Annotated in this window: 17 protein-coding genes; 7 read left to right on the plus strand and 10 right to left on the minus strand. The window is 71.4% G+C overall.

The window, feature by feature from the left end; all coding sequences use genetic code 11:
- Positions 1 to 17: 17 nt before the first annotated feature.
- Entirely contained in the window at positions 18 to 239 is a 222-nt protein-coding gene (locus K1T35_RS19280; RefSeq protein WP_220261505.1) for an MbtH family protein, read from the plus strand.
- A 7-nt stretch (positions 240 to 246) separates the two neighbouring features.
- Here the strand turns inward: K1T35_RS19280 and K1T35_RS19285 are convergent, their stop codons facing one another.
- On the minus strand, positions 247 to 1,050 hold the full coding sequence (locus K1T35_RS19285; RefSeq protein WP_220261507.1) for an SDR family NAD(P)-dependent oxidoreductase: 804 nt from the start codon (positions 1,048 to 1,050) through the stop codon (positions 247 to 249).
- A gap of 87 nt (positions 1,051 to 1,137) precedes the next feature.
- Between K1T35_RS19285 and K1T35_RS19290 the strand changes: the two genes are divergently transcribed.
- Complete coding sequence (locus tag K1T35_RS19290) at positions 1,138 to 1,989, plus strand: helix-turn-helix transcriptional regulator (RefSeq protein WP_220261508.1); 852 nt, start codon at positions 1,138 to 1,140, stop codon at positions 1,987 to 1,989.
- Here K1T35_RS19290 and K1T35_RS19295 read toward each other — a convergent pair.
- Genes K1T35_RS19295 through K1T35_RS19310 form a run of 4 tightly spaced genes read right to left on the minus strand, consistent with a single transcriptional unit; the run spans position 1,979 to position 5,977 of the window.
- On the minus strand, positions 1,979 to 2,890 hold the full coding sequence (locus tag K1T35_RS19295; protein ID WP_220261509.1) for an ROK family protein: 912 nt from the start codon (positions 2,888 to 2,890) through the stop codon (positions 1,979 to 1,981). The two genes, K1T35_RS19290 and K1T35_RS19295, sit on opposite strands and share 11 nt — an antisense overlap.
- Positions 2,887 to 4,101 carry a sugar ABC transporter permease gene (locus K1T35_RS19300; RefSeq protein ID WP_220261510.1) on the minus strand — a complete coding sequence of 405 codons (1,215 nt, stop codon included), beginning with the start codon at positions 4,099 to 4,101 and terminating at the stop codon, positions 2,887 to 2,889. The genes K1T35_RS19295 and K1T35_RS19300 overlap by 4 nt, the downstream gene beginning before the upstream one ends.
- Positions 4,098 to 4,865, minus strand: coding sequence for an ATP-binding cassette domain-containing protein (locus tag K1T35_RS19305; RefSeq protein WP_220261511.1), 768 nt, complete (start codon positions 4,863 to 4,865; stop codon positions 4,098 to 4,100). Before K1T35_RS19305 ends, K1T35_RS19300 begins: the two co-directional genes overlap by 4 nt.
- Positions 4,866 to 4,885: 20 nt before the next feature.
- Positions 4,886 to 5,977 (minus strand): sugar ABC transporter substrate-binding protein, encoded by a 1,092-nt coding sequence (locus K1T35_RS19310; RefSeq protein ID WP_220261512.1) that lies wholly within the window; start codon positions 5,975 to 5,977, stop codon positions 4,886 to 4,888.
- A 180-nt stretch (positions 5,978 to 6,157) separates the two neighbouring features.
- Here K1T35_RS19310 and K1T35_RS19315 point away from each other — a divergent pair, with 180 nt between their 5' ends.
- Both K1T35_RS19315 and K1T35_RS19320 read left to right on the plus strand, forming a co-directional pair.
- Complete coding sequence (locus K1T35_RS19315) at positions 6,158 to 7,336, plus strand: ROK family protein (protein WP_220261513.1); 1,179 nt, start codon at positions 6,158 to 6,160, stop codon at positions 7,334 to 7,336.
- A 38-nt stretch (positions 7,337 to 7,374) separates the two neighbouring features.
- Entirely contained in the window at positions 7,375 to 7,527 is a 153-nt protein-coding gene (locus K1T35_RS19320; protein ID WP_220261514.1) for a hypothetical protein, read from the plus strand.
- Between the two features lie 74 nt (positions 7,528 to 7,601).
- On the opposite strand, the gene K1T35_RS19325 is transcribed toward K1T35_RS19320, so the two are convergent.
- Positions 7,602 to 8,687 (minus strand): M48 family metallopeptidase, encoded by a 1,086-nt coding sequence (locus K1T35_RS19325; RefSeq protein WP_220261515.1) that lies wholly within the window; start codon positions 8,685 to 8,687, stop codon positions 7,602 to 7,604.
- Positions 8,688 to 8,865: 178 nt separating this feature from the next.
- Here K1T35_RS19325 and K1T35_RS19330 point away from each other — a divergent pair, with 178 nt between their 5' ends.
- The 3 genes from K1T35_RS19330 to K1T35_RS19340 all read left to right on the plus strand — a co-directional run bounded on the left by K1T35_RS19330 (position 8,866) and on the right by K1T35_RS19340 (position 12,840).
- Positions 8,866 to 10,044, plus strand: a complete 1,179-nt coding sequence (locus K1T35_RS19330; protein WP_255622267.1) for a TerC/Alx family metal homeostasis membrane protein — start codon at positions 8,866 to 8,868, stop codon at positions 10,042 to 10,044.
- A gap of 1,816 nt (positions 10,045 to 11,860) precedes the next feature.
- Positions 11,861 to 12,028 carry a hypothetical protein gene (locus tag K1T35_RS19335; protein ID WP_220261517.1) on the plus strand — a complete coding sequence of 56 codons (168 nt, stop codon included), beginning with the start codon at positions 11,861 to 11,863 and terminating at the stop codon, positions 12,026 to 12,028.
- Positions 12,025 to 12,840 (plus strand): S9 family peptidase, encoded by an 816-nt coding sequence (locus K1T35_RS19340; protein ID WP_220261518.1) that lies wholly within the window; start codon positions 12,025 to 12,027, stop codon positions 12,838 to 12,840. The genes K1T35_RS19335 and K1T35_RS19340 overlap by 4 nt, the downstream gene beginning before the upstream one ends.
- On the opposite strand, the gene K1T35_RS19345 is transcribed toward K1T35_RS19340, so the two are convergent.
- From K1T35_RS19345 to K1T35_RS19360, 4 genes are all read right to left on the minus strand, one after another.
- Positions 12,800 to 13,819 (minus strand): LacI family DNA-binding transcriptional regulator, encoded by a 1,020-nt coding sequence (locus K1T35_RS19345; RefSeq protein WP_220261519.1) that lies wholly within the window; start codon positions 13,817 to 13,819, stop codon positions 12,800 to 12,802. The genes K1T35_RS19340 and K1T35_RS19345 overlap by 41 nt on opposite strands.
- A 90-nt stretch (positions 13,820 to 13,909) precedes the next feature.
- On the minus strand, positions 13,910 to 14,314 hold the full coding sequence (gene tsaA, locus K1T35_RS19350) for a tRNA (N6-threonylcarbamoyladenosine(37)-N6)-methyltransferase TrmO (protein ID WP_255622270.1): 405 nt from the start codon (positions 14,312 to 14,314) through the stop codon (positions 13,910 to 13,912).
- Positions 14,315 to 14,379: 65 nt separating this feature from the next.
- On the minus strand, positions 14,380 to 14,889 hold the full coding sequence (locus K1T35_RS19355) for a DUF1772 domain-containing protein (protein WP_255622273.1): 510 nt from the start codon (positions 14,887 to 14,889) through the stop codon (positions 14,380 to 14,382).
- Positions 14,886 to 15,719 carry an NAD(P)H-binding protein gene (locus K1T35_RS19360; protein ID WP_220261522.1) on the minus strand — a complete coding sequence of 278 codons (834 nt, stop codon included), beginning with the start codon at positions 15,717 to 15,719 and terminating at the stop codon, positions 14,886 to 14,888. Before K1T35_RS19360 ends, K1T35_RS19355 begins: the two co-directional genes overlap by 4 nt.
- Between the last annotated feature and the right edge of the window lie 102 nt (positions 15,720 to 15,821).

The raw sequence follows: 15,821 nt of genomic DNA on the forward strand, positions 1-15,821 counted from the left end.
TGGAGGTGCGGTAACAGATGTCGACGAACCCGTTCGACGACGAGGACGGCGAGTTCTACGCCCTGATCAACGGCGAGGGGCAGTACTCACTGTGGCCGACGTTCGCCGTGATCCCGGCAGGCTGGACGGCCGTGTACGGGCCCAGCCCGCGCAAGGAGGCACTCGAGCACATCGAGACGAACTGGACCGACATGCGCCCGCGGAGCCTTGTGGAGCAGATGGAGGGCTCTGCCGGGTGACGGCGGCTCAGGCCCGCGCCCCGCCGTCGACCGGCAGAACGGCGCCGGTGACGAACGACGCGCGGTCGCTGAGCAGCCAGGCCGCGGCCTGCGCGATCTCGTCGGGGTCGGCGCCTCGGCGCAGGGGCGTCGCCGCGACGAGCCGCTCCTGCAGGTCGGGCGTGTGCTGTTCCCAGGTGCGGATCATCTCGGTGAGCGTGTTGCCGGGCGCGATGGCGTTGACGCGGATGCCCTCGGGGCCGTAGGTGACGGCAGCCGATTCGGTGAGGCTGTTGACAGCCCGCTTCATGGCGCCGTAGGCGGGTAGGACGGGGTTTCCGCGCAGGCTGCCGACGCTGGAGTTGTTCACGATGGCGCCGGTACCGGCGGTGGCGCGGATGGCGCCGACCTCGGCGGCCATCGCCAGCCACGTCCCGCGGAGGTTCACCTCGTAGAGGTGGTCGAAGTCGGCCTGCGAGACCGCATCGACGGGGACGGGCGCGGTGATCGTCGCGCCGTTGTTGAAGGCCACGTCGAGCCGGCCGAACAGCTCGACGGCGCGGTCGACGGCGGCCCGGACGTCGGCCGGGTCGGCCAGGTCGCACACGACGTGGTCGGCGGTGCCGCCGTCGGCCCGGATCTGGTCGGTGACGGTCTTCAGCTGGGACTCGGTGCGGGCCGCGAGGAGGATCGTGGCGCCCTCGCGGGCGAACAGGCGGGCCGCGGCCGCGCCGATGCCGCGGCCCGCGCCGGTGACGAAGGCGACCTTGCCGGCCAGTAGGCCGGCAGCCGGATGGAGGGGGTTCGGTGTCGTTCTCGGTGTCGTGGTCATGCCTTCGACCCTGCGCCGAGCGGTCGGGGTTTAGCCATGTACTGGCTGTACCTGCCTGAGCCGGCTGGTCCGCGGATACTGGAGGGTATGGCGAGGTCCGGGCTCGGGGCGTTCCTGCGCAGCAGGCGTGAGCGCATCACGCCCGCCGACGTCGGGCTGCCCGCCGGGCGACGGCGGCGTACGCCCGGCCTGCGCCGCGAGGAGGTGGCGCAGCTCGCGTTCATCTCCACCGAGTACTACACGCGCCTCGAGCAGGCGCGCGGTCCGAGCCCGTCGCGCGAGGTGCTGGCCGGTCTGGCCCGGGCGTTGCGGTTGTCGGACGCCGAACGCGACCACCTGTACCACCTGGCCGGAGTGCCGCCGGCCCCGCCGCCGGGACCGCAACGGGAGGTGCGGCCCAGCATCCTGGACCTGGTGCGGCGGCTGCCGCTGGCCGCCGCCACCGTCAACTCGGCGATCTACGAGGTGCTCGCCTGGAACGACCTGGCGGCCGCCCTCATGGAGGACTTCTCGGCGGTGCCGCCCCGGGACCGGAACCTGGCTCGCCGCGCGTTCCTCGGGCCGCACCCGGACGGCCGCCGCCTGTACGGGGTGTCGGACGCCGAGGAGTTCGCGCACTCGGTGGCCGTCGGCCTGCGGGCCGCCACGGCCAGGTACCCCGACTCGCCGGAGGTGGCCGGGCTGGTGGACGAGCTGCGCGCCGGGAGCGACGCGTTCGCCGGCCTGTGGGCGGCCGGCGAAGTCGACGCCCCCAGGATCCTGCGCAAGACCTTCCCACACCCGCTGGTCGGTCCGGTCACCGTCAACTGCGACGTGCTCGACATCGCCGACCGCGACCAGCACGTCGTCATCTACACCGCCGACCCGGGTTCGTCCTCTGAGGAGGCGCTGCGGCTGCTCTCGGTCGTCGGCACCCAACGCATCGACGTCATCGGCTGACCGCGTCCCACGCCAGCGCGGCCGCGCCCACGAGCGGCCCGTTCTGCGCGAAGCGGGCGGTCACCAGCTCGGGCGGGAACGGCACGGCCCGGTCGAGCACGGCCTTCAGCGCGGCGAGCACGACGTCGGCCGCCCGGGCCATCCCGCCGCCGACCGTGATCCGGGCCGGATCGACGAGGATCGCGGCGTTGGCGACGTGCACGGCCAGCTCGTCGATGGTCTCCTCGAGGAAGGCGCGCGCCGCGGGTTCGGTTCTGGCCAGTGCGAACACCGACGCCGCATCGCCGTCGCCGCCGACCTCGCGGCCGCGGGCACCGATCGCACCGCCGCCGACGCGTTGCTCCAGCGGGGCGTGCCCGTCGTGCGGGCCTGCGCGGTCGCCCGCGAGGAGCAGGTTGTAGCCGATCTCGCCGCCCGCGCCGTGTGCACCGGTCAGCACAGTGCCCTCGACGACGACGCCGAGCGCGAGCCCGGTGCCCAGGTTCAGGTGCAGCCCGGTGTGGACACCGTGCAGGTGTCCCCAGCGCGCCTCGGCCAGCGCGGCGGCCTTGACGTCGGTCGCGCATGTCGCAGGTACCCCGAGCGCGTCCTCGAACGTGTCCTGCAGCCGCAGCCGCGACCAGCCCGGCACGTTCGGCGCGAGGAGCACCCGGTCGCGAAGCACGATTCCAGGGCTGGCGACGCCGGAGCCGAGCAGCGTGCCCGCCCCGACGTCGGCGACCAGCGAGCGTGCCACCTCGACGGTGCGGGCGACGGCCTGCTCAGCGCCCCGCTCCGCGTGGATCGGGAGCCGCTCGCTCGCCAGCACGGTGCCCGTCGCGTCGAACGCGGCGAGGCTCGCCTTGGTGCCCCCGAAGTCGACGGCGAGGACGTAGCCCGCTCGTACGTGCCCTTCGGTCACTTCAGCCCGTCCGCCGTCCCGCGGCGCGCCAGTGAGTCGATCGCCACCGCGATCGCGAGCACCGCGCCCGTGACCATGAACCGCACGGAGGAGTCGACGTTGAGCAGCAGCATCCCGTTGGTGATCGACTGGATCACCAGGATGCCGAGCAGCGCGGCGTAGGCGCGGCCACGGCCGCCGAACAGGCTGGTGCCGCCGATCACGGCTGCGGCGATCGCGTTGAGCAGGATGTCGCTGCCGCCGGAGGTCTGGTTGACCGCGGCCAGCCGGGACGCGGCCAGCACCCCGCCGACCGCCGCGAGCGTCGACGCGCCGACGAAGGCCAGTATCCGCACCCGTGTGACGTTGATGCCGGCCCGTCGCGACGCCTCGGCGTTGCCCCCTACGGCGTACATCCGCCTGCCCCACACCGTGCGGCGCAGGGCGAGGTCGAGCAGCACCACCAGCCCGCCGAAGATCACCAGCGTGAGCGGGACCCCGCGGTCGGCGTTCAGCACGATGACCCCACCCGCCAGGAGCGCGGCGAGCCCGGCCGAGCGCGCGAGCACCCACGCCGTACCCGGCACGGCGAGCTCCGCCGCTACCCGCATCCGCCGGGTGACCAGGGACGCCGTCAGGTGCACGCCGGCCAGAACGACCACCAGCCCCCAGCCGAGCCACGGTGGCAGCCACGTGTCGGACAGCGCCGCGATACCCCGGTCGAACGGCAGGTTGACCGTGCCGGCCGGGCCGAGCAGGAACAGCATCAGGCCGAGCCAGCCGATCAGGCCGGCGAGCGTGACCACGAACGACGGCATCGACAGCTTCGTGCGCATCAGGCCGTGCAAGAGGCCGATCACGGCACCGGTGGCGAGCGCGCCGAGCACCGACAGCACCGGGTTCCAGCCCTGCTGCGTGTACAGCAGCGTCATGACGACGGCGGACAAGCCGCTCACGGAGCCGACCGAGAGGTCGATCTCGCCGAGGAGCAGCACGAGCACGATCCCGAGCGCGATCGTGCCGGTGGCGGCCATCTGCAGCGCGAGGTTGGTGAGGTTCTCCGCGGACAGGAAGTGCCGGTTGAGCGACGAGAACACGATCGCGATGAGGATCAGCCCGACCGCGACGGGGAGCGAACCGAGGTCGCCGCGGCGCACGCGGTCCCGCGCCGCGTCGAGCACACGACGGCCGTGCGCACGGGGAGCAGGCACGTTCACGGCCACCTCGGTCACGACGCGATCCCGTACGAGCCGGCGCCCGTGATGGCCGCCACGATCTCCTCCTGCGTGGTCGACGCCGTCTCGAACACACCGGCGTTGCGCCCGAGCCGCAGCACGACCACCCGGTCGCTCACCTCGCGGACGTCGGCGAGGTTGTGCGAGATCAGTACGACGGCGAGCCCGCGCTCGCGCAGCCGCTTGATCAATCCGAGGACCTGCGCGGTCTGCTCGACACCCAGTGCGGCAGTCGGCTCGTCGAGGATGACCATCCTCGGCTCGCCGAGCAGGGCGCGCGCGATCGCCACGGACTGGCGCTGCCCTCCCGACAGCGTCGCCACCGGCGTGCGCACGTCTGCGATCTTCACGTCGAGCGAGCGCAACAGGTCGCGCGCGGCGCGCTCCATCCGGATCTCGCCGAGCACGCTGTAGCTGCGCACCTCGGAACCGAGGTGCAGGTTCGCGACCACGTCGAGGTTCTCGCAGAGCGCGAGGTCCTGGAACACGGTGGTGATGCCTAGCGCCTGCGCGTCCTGGGGTCGGGCGATCCGCACCGGCTCGCCGTCGAACGCGATGGTTCCGCTGTCGGCGGTGATCGCCCCCGAGATCACCTTGACCAGCGTGGACTTGCCCGCGCCGTTGTCGCCGACCAGCGCGACCACCTCGCCCGCGTGGACGTCGAGGTCGGCGCCTGCGAGGGCCTGCACGGCGCCGTACCGCTTGGTGGCGCCGCGGACCGAGAGCACGGGCTTCTGCTCGTCGCCCGAGTCGGTGCTCACTCCGCAAGCTCCGCTCGGGTTCACGACAGCCCTGCCGCCGCACACGCTGCGGCGATGTCGGGCGTGCAGATGTCGGACACCGTGTAGAAGCCGTCAGCGACGATCGTGTCCTTGATCTTGTCCTTGGTGACCGCGATCGGGTCGAGCAGCGTGGTCGGGATGTCCGCCGTGCCGTTGTTGACCGTCGTTGTCGTCTTCGGCTTCTCACCCCTGGCCAGCGCGACGGCCGCCTCGGCGGCGGTCTCGGCCTGCACCTTGATGTTCAGGTAGATCGTCATCGTCTGCTCACCGGTGAGGATCCGCTGCACGGCGGCGAGCTCGGCGTCCTGGCCGGTCAGCGCGGGCAGGGTGGCGTAACCGGCGCGCTTGAGCGCGGCGACGGCGCCGGTGGCCATGCCGTCGTTGGCCGAGTAGACGCCGACGATCGAGTCGCGGCCGAGCGAGGTGATCGCCTGCTCCATCTGCTCCTGCGCCTTGTCGGGGCTCCAGTCGGGGGTGTCGAACTCGCGCCCGATCGTGACCTTGCCGTCGAGCGCGTTGTGAGCGCCCTTCTTGTAGTCGGCCGAGCTCGGGTCGGTGGGCGACCCGTTGATCATCACGATCTGGCCGGTGCCTGCGGTGCCCCGCTTGGTCAGCTCGTCGAGCAGCGCCTGGCCCTGCACCTCGCCGACCTCGACGTTGTCGAAGGACACGAAGTAGTCGTAGCCGATGCCGGAGATCCGCCGGTCGTAGGCGATGACCGGGATCCTCCGCTGCGTGGCCTGGTTGACCAGCGGTGCAACGGCGTCGGCGTCGACCGCGTCGAGGACGAGCACGTCGGCGCCCTGGGTGAGTGCCGACTCCACCTGGCTCTGCTGCTTGGCGGCGTCCTGGTCGGCGTTGAAGTACAGGAACGCGCAGTCGGGGCACAGCTCCTTCAGCTTGGCCTCGAACACCGGCTTGTCGAACTGCTCGTAGCGGGTGGTCTTCGACTCGGGGAGGAAGAGCGCGACCGTCGCGGCCTCCGCGCCCGGGGCGCTGCTCGCGGCGGTCCCCCCGCCGCTATCGGATCCGCAGCCCGCCGCGAGGAGCAGCGCGGCCCCTGCCGCGATGATGAGACGGTCTCGACGCATGGAGTCACCCTCTTGACGGGAGCGGGGCGCCCGGTTGAGCGTTGGTAAGAAAGGTAGTTTACTAATGGCGCTGGTGTCCAGAAGCCCTCGACCGTGGGGGGTGGTCGAGGGCTGTGACCGGCGACCGGGGGTCAGGAAGGCCACCTTCCTGACCCCCGCAGGACGTGGAGAGGGCGGGCGATGAGGAAGCAGGTCGGGAACCCGCAGCTCCTGCGAACCATGAACGAGCGGCTGCTCCTGGAGCACCTGCGCGAGCACGGCCCGTCCTCCCGCGGTGACCTGGCGGCGGCCAGCGGGCTCTCCAAGCCGACCGTCTCCGCGGCGCTCGCCGGGCTGGAGGCGGCCGGTCTGGTGCACCTGGTCGAATCGCGCGGCGGCAAGCCGGGGCCGAGCACGGCGATCTACGACATGAACTCGCGGGCCGGGCTCGTCGCGGGCGTCGACATCGGCCGCAAATGGATCCGTCTGGCCATCGCCGACCTGCGCGGCGAGTTCGTGGGACGGCGCGACGCACGCAACACGGCACGGTCCGGCACCGAGCTGGTGCGGCGCGTGCGCGCGCTCGCCGGTGAGCTCGCGGCCGACGCCGGGATCGAGTGGCCTGCGGTGCGCTACGCCGTGATCGGCAGTCCCGGCGTGCTCAACCGCACCACCGGACGCCTCGACCTCGCGCCCAACCTGCCCGGCTGGGGCAGGGCCGGGCTCGTCGAGCAGCTGCGCACGGCCTTGCAGGTGGAGTCGGCGATCGAGAACGACATCAACCTGGCGGCCGTGGGCGAGCTGACGTTCGGCGCCGGGCGCGGAGTGCGCAACTTCGTGCTCGTCTCCGTAGGCACGGGCGTCGGCATGGGCATCGTGATCAACGGCTCGCTGTACGTCGGCGGCACCGGCGCGGCCGGCGAGGTGTCGTTCCTGCCGAGCGGCGACCTGGAGGTGCCGCGGTTCGACACCCGCCAGCGAGGCATGACCGAGGCAGCGACGTCGGCTTCGGGTCTCGTGCAGGCCGCTCGCGACGCCGGGCTGCCGTTCGGCTCGGCGAAGGAGGTCTTCGCCGCCGCCGCGGCGGATGACGAGCGGGCACAGGTGATCGTGGAGGCCGAGGGGCGCCGGATCGGTGCGCTGATCACCGCCGTGACCGCCATCCTCGACCCCGACCTCGTCGTGCTCGGCGGCGGCGTCGGGCGCAACCTCGACATGCTCGGCGACGCGATCTCGCGCCGGATCGCGGAGCTCGGGCCGCTGCGGCCCCGGATCGTGGCGAGCGAGCTCGGCGACGGGGATGTGCTGTTCGGGGCGGTGGCGCGGGCCCTCGACGTGGCGCGCGACCAGTTGTTCGAGCGCCGTTCCCAGGGCGCGTAGCCCGCCCGGCAGAATGCTCGGACGGGTGATGTCGTCGTGTGCGTCGACGCCGTCACCCCGCTCGAGCAGCGGGTGCGGGTGCACTGGGCAGCGGCGGGTCCGCCGGATGGGCGGCGGACTACACGTTCACCGTTGCCTGCGACGCGATCGGCGCGGAGATCGTCGAGGCGGACCTGCAGTACGCCCGTTGACGGCGGAACAATTGCCGCAGGGGCCGCTCGGTGGGCGGGTGAGGATCGCGATGGCGGCGAGCACGAGCCACGCCTTACTCCGCACGGTCGGCACCGAACCGTCCCCTGATGCGCTCCGCCGTGGTGGATACGGCCGCGCCGACGTCGGTGAAGACCTTCGCGAGCGGATCGGTGGACGAGGCGACGGCGTCCCGGTAGCTCCTGGCGGCCGAGCCGATGTCGGTCGACCAGTGGTCCGACGGGCGCTGGTCGGTCCGGCGCGGGTAGTCGCCTGCCAGGATGGCCCGGTACTCGACCGACGCGGCCCACTGCTGCAGCTGCGCCGCCCGCACCACGGCGAGCGGGTGGCTCAGCCGCTCGGTGTGCCGCAGCTTCAGCAGGCTGTCGCGGATGTCCTCGCCCGCGCTGTACTCGGCGGCCTGCTGCAGGAACGCGGGGATGTCGACCTCGACCGGGCGTAGCCCGCCGGCCAGCACGATATGGGTCTCCAGTGCGGCGCGCGGGTCCTGGGCGCACAGCAGCCCCGCGCGGTCGCACGACAGCTCCGCCTTGCGGTACCACTCGCTCAGCGCGGCCATGATCGCCCGCAGCCCGAGCGCGCTGACCGGCATCCACGACATGGTCAGCTGCAGATCGATCAAGCGCACCATCATCGTCCGGTACACGGCGTGGCCGGACAGGATGTGCCCCATCTCGTGGCCGATCGTGAACCGCAGTCCGTCGGTGTCGAGCAGCTCGACGAGGCCGGTGTTCAGCACGATGAACGGCTCGTCCATGCCGAGCGCCATCGCGTTGGCACTGGCGTCACGGGCGACGAACATCTGCGGCACGGGGTCGATGTCGAGTATCTCAGCGCACTCGTGGCGCAGCCGGTCCAGCTCCGGGTACTGGGTGGGACCGACGCGGATCGCCGACCCGACGGCCCTGAGCCGTTCCCCGCGCTCGTGGAAGAAGCCCGACATCGCCTTGAGCACCTCGGCGAACCCGGGGGCCATCCGGAGCGTGGCGAGCGCACCCCTGTCCACCGGATGCTCGTAGGCGCGCGGGCTGATCCCGGGAAACCGCACCCGTCCCGCGGGCGAGGCGAGCTGCTTGCCGCGGCCCTCGCCCGTCCCATCCGACGTGCGCGGAGCCGGGTTCGATCGCGAGTTCGACGTCATGCCCGGGCCGACCCGGCCCCGACCGGCTGCGTTGGGCGTCAGGGACGGATGTGATCCAACGCACATCGTCGTGGCCTGGGGCTCGATCGGAGGATCACGAGGACCTGTCGCCGCTGCGCCGTTGCTGGTTGTCTGGGACCGTCGCCGGAAACGGTCATCGAGATCCACTGGAGGCGGTGTGGCGGGCGTCCTGTGGTGGGCGACGGTCCTGGGGATCATCGGCCTGCTTGCCTTCGACTTCTTCTTCCACGTCCGCAAGGCGCATGTGCCCACGCTGCGGGAGGCGGCCCTGTGGTCGGCGCTCTACGTGGGGATCGCGCTGCTGTTCGGCGTCGCGGTGCTGGTCTTCGGCGGCGGCGCGATGGGGGCGGAGTACTTCGCGGGCTACGTGACGGAGAAGGCGCTCTCGATCGACAACCTGTTCGTGTTCCTGGTCATCATGACCAGCTTCCGGGTGCCGCGCGCCGACCAGCAGAAGGTGCTGCTGTTCGGCATCGCGATGTCCCTGGTCGTCCGCACCGCGTTCATCTTCCTGGGAGCCACGCTGATCAGCACGTTCGCGTGGGTCTTCTACATCTTCGGGCTCGCGTTGCTCATGACCGCAGGCAACATCATCCGGCCCCGCGACTCCGAGGAGCGGTCCGCCGACAACGTGATGGTGCGGCTCGCCCGCCGCCTGTTCCGCACGTCCGAGGGCTATGACGGCGACAAGCTCTTCTCCGTGGTGGACGGGCGCCGGGTCATGACGCCGATGCTGCTGGTCATGGTGGCCATCGGCAGCACCGACATCCTCTTCGCGCTCGACTCGATCCCCGCGATCTTCGGGCTCACCCAGAACGTGTACGTGGTGTTCACGGCCACCGCGTTCTCCCTGCTCGGGCTGCGCCAGCTCTTCTTCCTCCTGAACGGGCTGCTCGACCGGCTCGTCTACCTCTCCTTCGGGCTGGCCGCCATCCTCGCGTTCATCGGTGTAAAGCTGATCCTGCACGCGCTGCACGAGAACAACGTGCCGTTCGTCAACGGTGGCGAGCCCGTGGCGGTCGTCGAGATCAGCACGGGCGTGTCGCTCGTCATCATCCTCGCGGTGCTGGTCGTCACCGTGATCGCGTCGCTGACCAGCTCGAAGGGACGAGCGGTGAACCTGGTGGCCGCCGCGCGGCGGCACGCAACGGAGTACCTGATGTGCGAGACCGATCCCGCCGTGCGCGAGGACATCTTCCAGAAGCTCCTCGCCGAGGAGGCCCAGCTGCGCAGGCTTCCGGAGAAGCGCAGGGCGCGGATCCGGGAGGAGGAGCAGCTCATGGCGCTCCTGCGCCGCGCCCACGCCGATCACGAGGCATCCGCGGTGACTGGCTAGTACTACAGCCCGGACTTTCGTTCTTCTGATCGCAGGGCTGGGGGAGCATCGCGGCACGGCGGAGCCGACGACACCGGTGCAACCCGTGCCCGTCGACGCACCTGGTCATCGGCCAGCCATCCCGGTCGACCTGGCGCGCCACCCGAGAACGAGCGCGCCGGGCGACACGGGGCCGGGCCGGCGAGGGCCTGTGATCGTCAGATTGGTGCCTTTCCCGACGTGGGGCGTCGGCTTTCGTACCGAACCGCTGATCATCGCCTGGGCCGCGGTGCGTTCCGCGGAACGCGCCCCGGGGGGTGCGGCCGGGTGCCGCGCCTTTCGTGGGCGCGCCGTTCCCCGGCCCGGGCCACCCGGCGCTCACCCACCAGCCCCGGCCGCCGTTGTGTTCCCGCCGGTTCACCTCGACCGCGTCGCCTTGCGGGGGTGGCTGGGTTGGGTGCACTACCGAATCATGTGGTTGCTCGGGCGCCCGTCCCCGACGCGGGGGCACGCCCGGTCCGGACGAGACCACCGCGGCTTGGGTGCCACTTGACTGGCTGTGGTCCCGTCCTCGCCTCCTTGCCGCCCCTGGAATCTGGGGCGTGATCAGCGGAATCGGGACCTGGGCTGTACCCCTGCAGCTGGTGCCCCGTTCCTGCTGATCATGGAGCTGCGCGTCCCAGGGGTGGTCTCGCCCTGATCATCCAAGAGCGGGCTGGGATGTGGCGGGTCGGCACCACAGCCAGTCGCGTAGGCACTCGGCAGCGACGGTCTCGTCGAGAACAGGCGTGCCCCCAAGCCGGGGGCCGTAACTCCGGATCATGCACGGGAAGATCGCGAGTAGCGGTTGCTCATTGCTGCCGGCACAGCCGTGAGCAACCGGTACTGCGGATCATGGGCCGCGGCCCACCGGCGAACGGGCCCCGGCGCCAGCGCCGACACACCCGTGATCGCAAACTCGGCCGCAGGATTCGTGATCTTCTGATGTCCACCAACTGATGATCATCGCGCGGTGGCAGTCCGCATTCCCGCGCCTCGACCAGCAAGATCACGAAGTCGAGCTGTAGTACTAGGGCGATGGCCACGACCGTTCACCGGTTCCTGACGCGAGCCCGGTCCCGCACACCTTCACGTCGTCACACACACCTCCGGACGTGTGCGCCGAGGCCGCCCGCTGGTGCGACGGCCCCGCCGGCGGCCACAGCTGTCGCCCAGGTGGCCTCCATCGCCGCAAGATCGCCGATTCGGCGCGTTCCCGGGTCGTTGTGAGCCTGTTGCCAGATCGAGCCGCCCGCCACCCCGGGGGCGACACCATCATCTGCAGTATCGGTTGTCCACGGTCGCGACAACAACCATCTACACCCGATACCGGCAGGTCAGCGCGGCGATCAAGGGCTGATGGTCGCGATCGGAGATCATCTAGCGACCATTTCGCCTTGATCGGCGCATTACCCCCGGAATGGCGCCTTGATCAACAGTTCGGCGCGTCCCCGGCCTCGATCATGTCCGCCTGAACCGCCTCCGGTGGCGCCGCGCGCCCTGAGGGGCAGGCCTCTGGCTTGCCCGCGCTGTATGCCCCGCACACTGCGCGACGCCGGTAGGGCGTCGGCCCGACTCGACCACCGACAGTCCGCGAGGGTGTCGTCGGGCGTGCGACCGGACGGCCGACGCAGGCCGGCGCCCGCGCTGAAGTCGGTGCGTGAGGGCAGATGTCGGTGTGTGAGCAAGGGCTCGACGACGCCGTGAGTGCAGCCTCTGAAAGCTTTCACAAGCTGGGCTTGACTGTGCTCGGCTCCGCAGCTAGCTTCGGCTGCGGACGACCGCGGGCGGGCTGACCATGGCCTTCGCCCGCGTCGTCGCGGCGCTGGCCGCCTTCGTCACCCCCGCGATCGCGCTGGCCGATCCGAGGCTGCTGTTCGCCTTCACCGTGGTCGCGAACGCGATCGGCCTGTTCTGGGTGCCGCGGCTGCCGAAGGCGCGTGAGCTGGAGGACGTGCCGACGTGATCCGCCATCACGACTTCCGGCACGACGGGCTGACCTTGCGGTCCGCCGTCCACGTCCCCGGCGGTGGGGCGGGGGAGCGCTGGCCGGTCGTGGTGTTCGTCCACGGATTCACGTCCAACCGGATCGAGGTCCCGTCGTTCGTGCGGATGTCGAGGTTGCTGGAGAGCAACGGGATCGCGTCGGTCCGCTTCGACCTGTCGGGTCACGGGGAGAGCGACGGCGACTTCTTCGACGTCACCATCACCGGCGAGATCGCCGAGACCAAGACGGTGGTGCGCACCGTCCGGACCCTCGAGTTCGCAGACCCGGACCGGGTCGCACTGCTCGGGATGAGCATGGGCGGCGTCGTCGCCGGTATCGCGGCGGCCGAGCTGGCGGACATCCGGGCGCTGTGCCTGTGGTCGCCTGCGGCCGTCGCGCCGTTCGACGTGCGGGGCGGGCACATCAAGGGCCGCAACCTCGACGCGGAGTTCGCCCGGCAGGGCTACTTCGACGCCGACGGTCACCGGATGAGCCCGGCACTCGCCAGGGACATCGCCGGTCTCGACGTGTACGGGCGCTCAGCGGGCTACACCGGGCCGGTGCGCATCATCCACGGCGACGCCGACGACGTCGCACCGGTCCTGTACGCCCGCCGCTACCTCGATCACTACACCGGCAACGCCGAACTCGAGGTGGTTCCGGGTGCCGACCACGGCTGGAGCACCGTTCCGCACCGGGCCCGGCTGCACCGGTCCACCCTCGAGTTCCTCGTCGCCCACCTGCGCCCGGTCAGGACGATTCCCGGATCTCGAGGCGGTACTCGCTCTTGATCGGCGCGCCGGGGATCGCCTGACCGGCGAGCGCGGCGACGACGCTGCCCACGTGGTGCTCGGCGATCGCGGTGAAGTCCTGCACCACCGTTGTCAGCGGCGGGTCGGCAACCGCGGCCGCGGGAACGTCGTCCACTCCCACGACCGCGATGTCGTCCGGAACGTGCAGGCCGAGGCGCCGCGCGCCGGCCAGCACGGCCATCGCGAGCTCGTCGTTGAAGGCACAGATCCCCGTCACCGGCGGCTCGGCCGCGAGCCATGACCCGACAGCGGCGGCCGCGCCGTCGGGCCGCAGCGGGACGGTCCGGACGTCCGGTTCGGGCAGGCCCAGCTCGGCGCACACCTCCCGGACGCCCTGCAGGCGCGGGTCGGCGAAGACCGCGACGCGGTGGTCGTCGGGGTAGGCGAATCCGAGCCGCCGGTGAGAGCCCGCGAGGTGGCGGGCCTGCAGGGCGCCGACCGGGTTCTCGGGCTGGAGGAGCTCGCCGGACTGCCGCTCGGCTGCCTGTTGGTCGGTGGAGGCGTGCAGCGCGACGACGACCTCGACGCCTGCTGCGCGCATGGCCGCGGCGTCCTCGGCCGAGATCACGTCGAAGGCCAGCACCGCGACCGGGGTGATGGTCTTCCAGATCTCGGTGAGCGGGCGGGTGCTGCGCGAGTCCGGGTGGACGACGAACGTGAGCTGGTGGCGGGCGAACGCGGTGGTGACCTCCTGCAGGACCCGCCCCACCGCATATCCCACGGGCCAGTCCGGCAGCAGGCCGAGCACGACGTCCGACCGGCCGCGGCGCAGTGCCGTGGCCGCGGCGGAGGGGGTGTAGCCCAGCCTGGCCGCGGCGCCGAGGACCCGCAGGCGCGTGGCTTCGGGGATGGTCTGGTGTGGCGTGTCGTTCAGGACGTAGCTGACGGTGGCGCGGGACACGCCCGCCTCGTGCGCGACGTCCGCGCTCGTGATCCGCCGGCGGCGGGAAGCCCTCATCGTGCGCTCCTCGCATCCCCGGGATGTGCGCCGCCGAGATTACCGATCACGGGATCGGCGGGAACGCGTCGTCGGGCAGCGCGATCATTCTCAGCGCTCCGGGCCGAGCACCGGTTTGATGTCGATCACCGGTGTGCCGTCGATCGCCTCGAGGTCGCGCACGTCGAGAGTGGTGCCCTCGATCCCGGCGATCGTGACGACGTGCAGCCCGACCGGGTTGGGGCGATCCTGCGATCGCGTGGAGAACACGCCGGTCCTCGGCCGGTTGGCGTCGTCGCGGGGGTGCACGGACAGCACGCCGCGGTCGCCCTCGTGGAGCCAGGTCAGGACGATGACGGTCGTACCCGCCGTGAGGTCGGCCATCGCCTCGGCGAGCTCGGGACGGACGACGATGCGAGCGGGCGGCGCACCCTCGTCACCCTGCTTCGGTGCGGCGCCCCGGTCGGTCAGCGGAGACCGGACCCACCCGATCGGTCTCAGCTCGTAGGTCTGCACCCGGCCCATCCTCCTCCCGCCCGGAACGCGGTGTGCCGACCGCCGGAGCGGCCGGCACACCGTGCTCACGCGTTGGCGCTGCTGTGGGCTCCGTACAGGACGAGCGCCCATGCGAGGAGGCCGAAGGCAGCGGTGTGGGCGAGGGTGCGCAGGCCGTTCCACAACACCCAGCGGTTCTCGAAGCGTTCGCGCACCGCGGCCAGGTCGGCGATGCGTTCCGGGGCCCCTGCCGTGTCGAGCTCGTTGTTCAGCGGGACGTTGACGGCCATGGTGATGGCGAACGCCACCACGTAGGCCACGAGCGCGGCGATGATCCATGGCAGTGCGGACACTCCGTCGCCGCGCCATGCCAGCACCGCCGCCAGCGCGGTGACGGGGATCGACCCGACGAACGGCAGCAGGAACCACGGGTTGAGGATCGCGCGGTTGATGTTCTGCATCGTCTCCACGAGGGTGTGATCGGACGAGCGGGCCAGACCGGGCATCACGGAGCAGGCGTAGGCGAACAGCACGCCCGCGGTGAGACCCGTGCTGATCGTGGCCGTCAGGAGCGTGACGGTCTGCAGCGCGTTCACGGCCGGCCCCCGTTCCAGACGCCCGTGGCGGCGGTGTCGCGGGCGTAGTCGGCGAAGTCACGGGCGGGCCGTCCCAGCACCCGCTGGACCCCGTCGCACACGTACTCGTTGCGGCCGTCGAGGACGGAGGTGAACAGGTAGCTCAGCAGTTCGACGACGTCGCCCGGGACGTCGTCGGCCGCGAGGGACGCGGTGAAGTCCTCCACGGGGATCCGGGTGTATCCGACAGTGCGTCCGGTGGCCGCCGAGATGGCGGCGGCGGTGTCGGCGAACGTGAGCAGCCGGGGGCCGGTCAGCTCGTAGACCTCGCCGAGGTGGCCGTCCTGGGTGAGTACCGCGGCGGCGGCGTCGGCGATGTCATCGGCGTCGAGGAACGGTTCCCCGACGTCGCCCGCCGGGAGGTAGAGGTGCCCGGCTACCACGAATTCGCGCAGGTAGTCCTCGCTGAAGTTCTGGTTGAACCAGCTGCACCGCAGGACCGTCCAGTCCGCGCCCGATTCCGCGAGGGCCTGTTCGCTGGCCTGGGCCTCCTCCTCGCCGCGGCCGGACAGCAGCACCAGCCGGCGGGTGCCGGACTTCAGCGCGGTCTCGGCGAACGCGCCGATCACCGCGGGTGCTCCGGGCGCGGCGAGGTCCGGGTAGTACGACACGTAGGCGGCGTCCACGTTCTCGAGTGCGGGCTCCCATGTCGCCGGGTTCTCCCAGTCGAACGGGACGCCGCCGGACCGGGAGCCGATCCGTACCGGCCGGTCGGCGGCGGTGAGCCGCTGCACGACGCGACGGCCGGTCTTGCCGTTGCCGCCGATGACGAGGGTGAGCTGGTCGGTCATGTCGTCGCTCCTTGCGGGCCGCTGGTTTGTATGACTCGACGATCGGCCGGAACGGGATTGGCAACAACGACCAGGTGTGCAAGGGTCGTTAACCCACAGGTT

The sequence above is a fragment of the Pseudonocardia sp. DSM 110487 genome (assembly GCF_019468565.1).
Taxonomy (GTDB): Bacteria; Actinomycetota; Actinomycetes; order Mycobacteriales; family Pseudonocardiaceae; genus Pseudonocardia.

What these genes read in the sequence shown, in the direction of transcription:
- K1T35_RS19280 (WP_220261505.1), top strand. Translation starts at nt 18, where the DNA reads ATGTCGACGAACCCGTTCGACGACGAGGACGGCGAGTTCTACGCCCTG.
- K1T35_RS19285 (WP_220261507.1), bottom strand. Translation starts at nt 1,050, where the DNA reads ATGACCACGACACCGAGAACGACACCGAACCCCCTCCATCCGGCTGCC.
- K1T35_RS19290 (WP_220261508.1), top strand. Translation starts at nt 1,138, where the DNA reads ATGGCGAGGTCCGGGCTCGGGGCGTTCCTGCGCAGCAGGCGTGAGCGC.
- K1T35_RS19310 (WP_220261512.1), bottom strand. Translation starts at nt 5,977, where the DNA reads ATGCGTCGAGACCGTCTCATCATCGCGGCAGGGGCCGCGCTGCTCCTC.
- K1T35_RS19315 (WP_220261513.1), top strand. Translation starts at nt 6,158, where the DNA reads ATGAGGAAGCAGGTCGGGAACCCGCAGCTCCTGCGAACCATGAACGAG.
- K1T35_RS19325 (WP_220261515.1), bottom strand. Translation starts at nt 8,687, where the DNA reads ATGACGTCGAACTCGCGATCGAACCCGGCTCCGCGCACGTCGGATGGG.
- K1T35_RS19335 (WP_220261517.1), top strand. Translation starts at nt 11,861, where the DNA reads ATGGCCTTCGCCCGCGTCGTCGCGGCGCTGGCCGCCTTCGTCACCCCC.
- K1T35_RS19345 (WP_220261519.1), bottom strand. Translation starts at nt 13,819, where the DNA reads ATGAGGGCTTCCCGCCGCCGGCGGATCACGAGCGCGGACGTCGCGCAC.
- K1T35_RS19360 (WP_220261522.1), bottom strand. Translation starts at nt 15,719, where the DNA reads ATGACCGACCAGCTCACCCTCGTCATCGGCGGCAACGGCAAGACCGGC.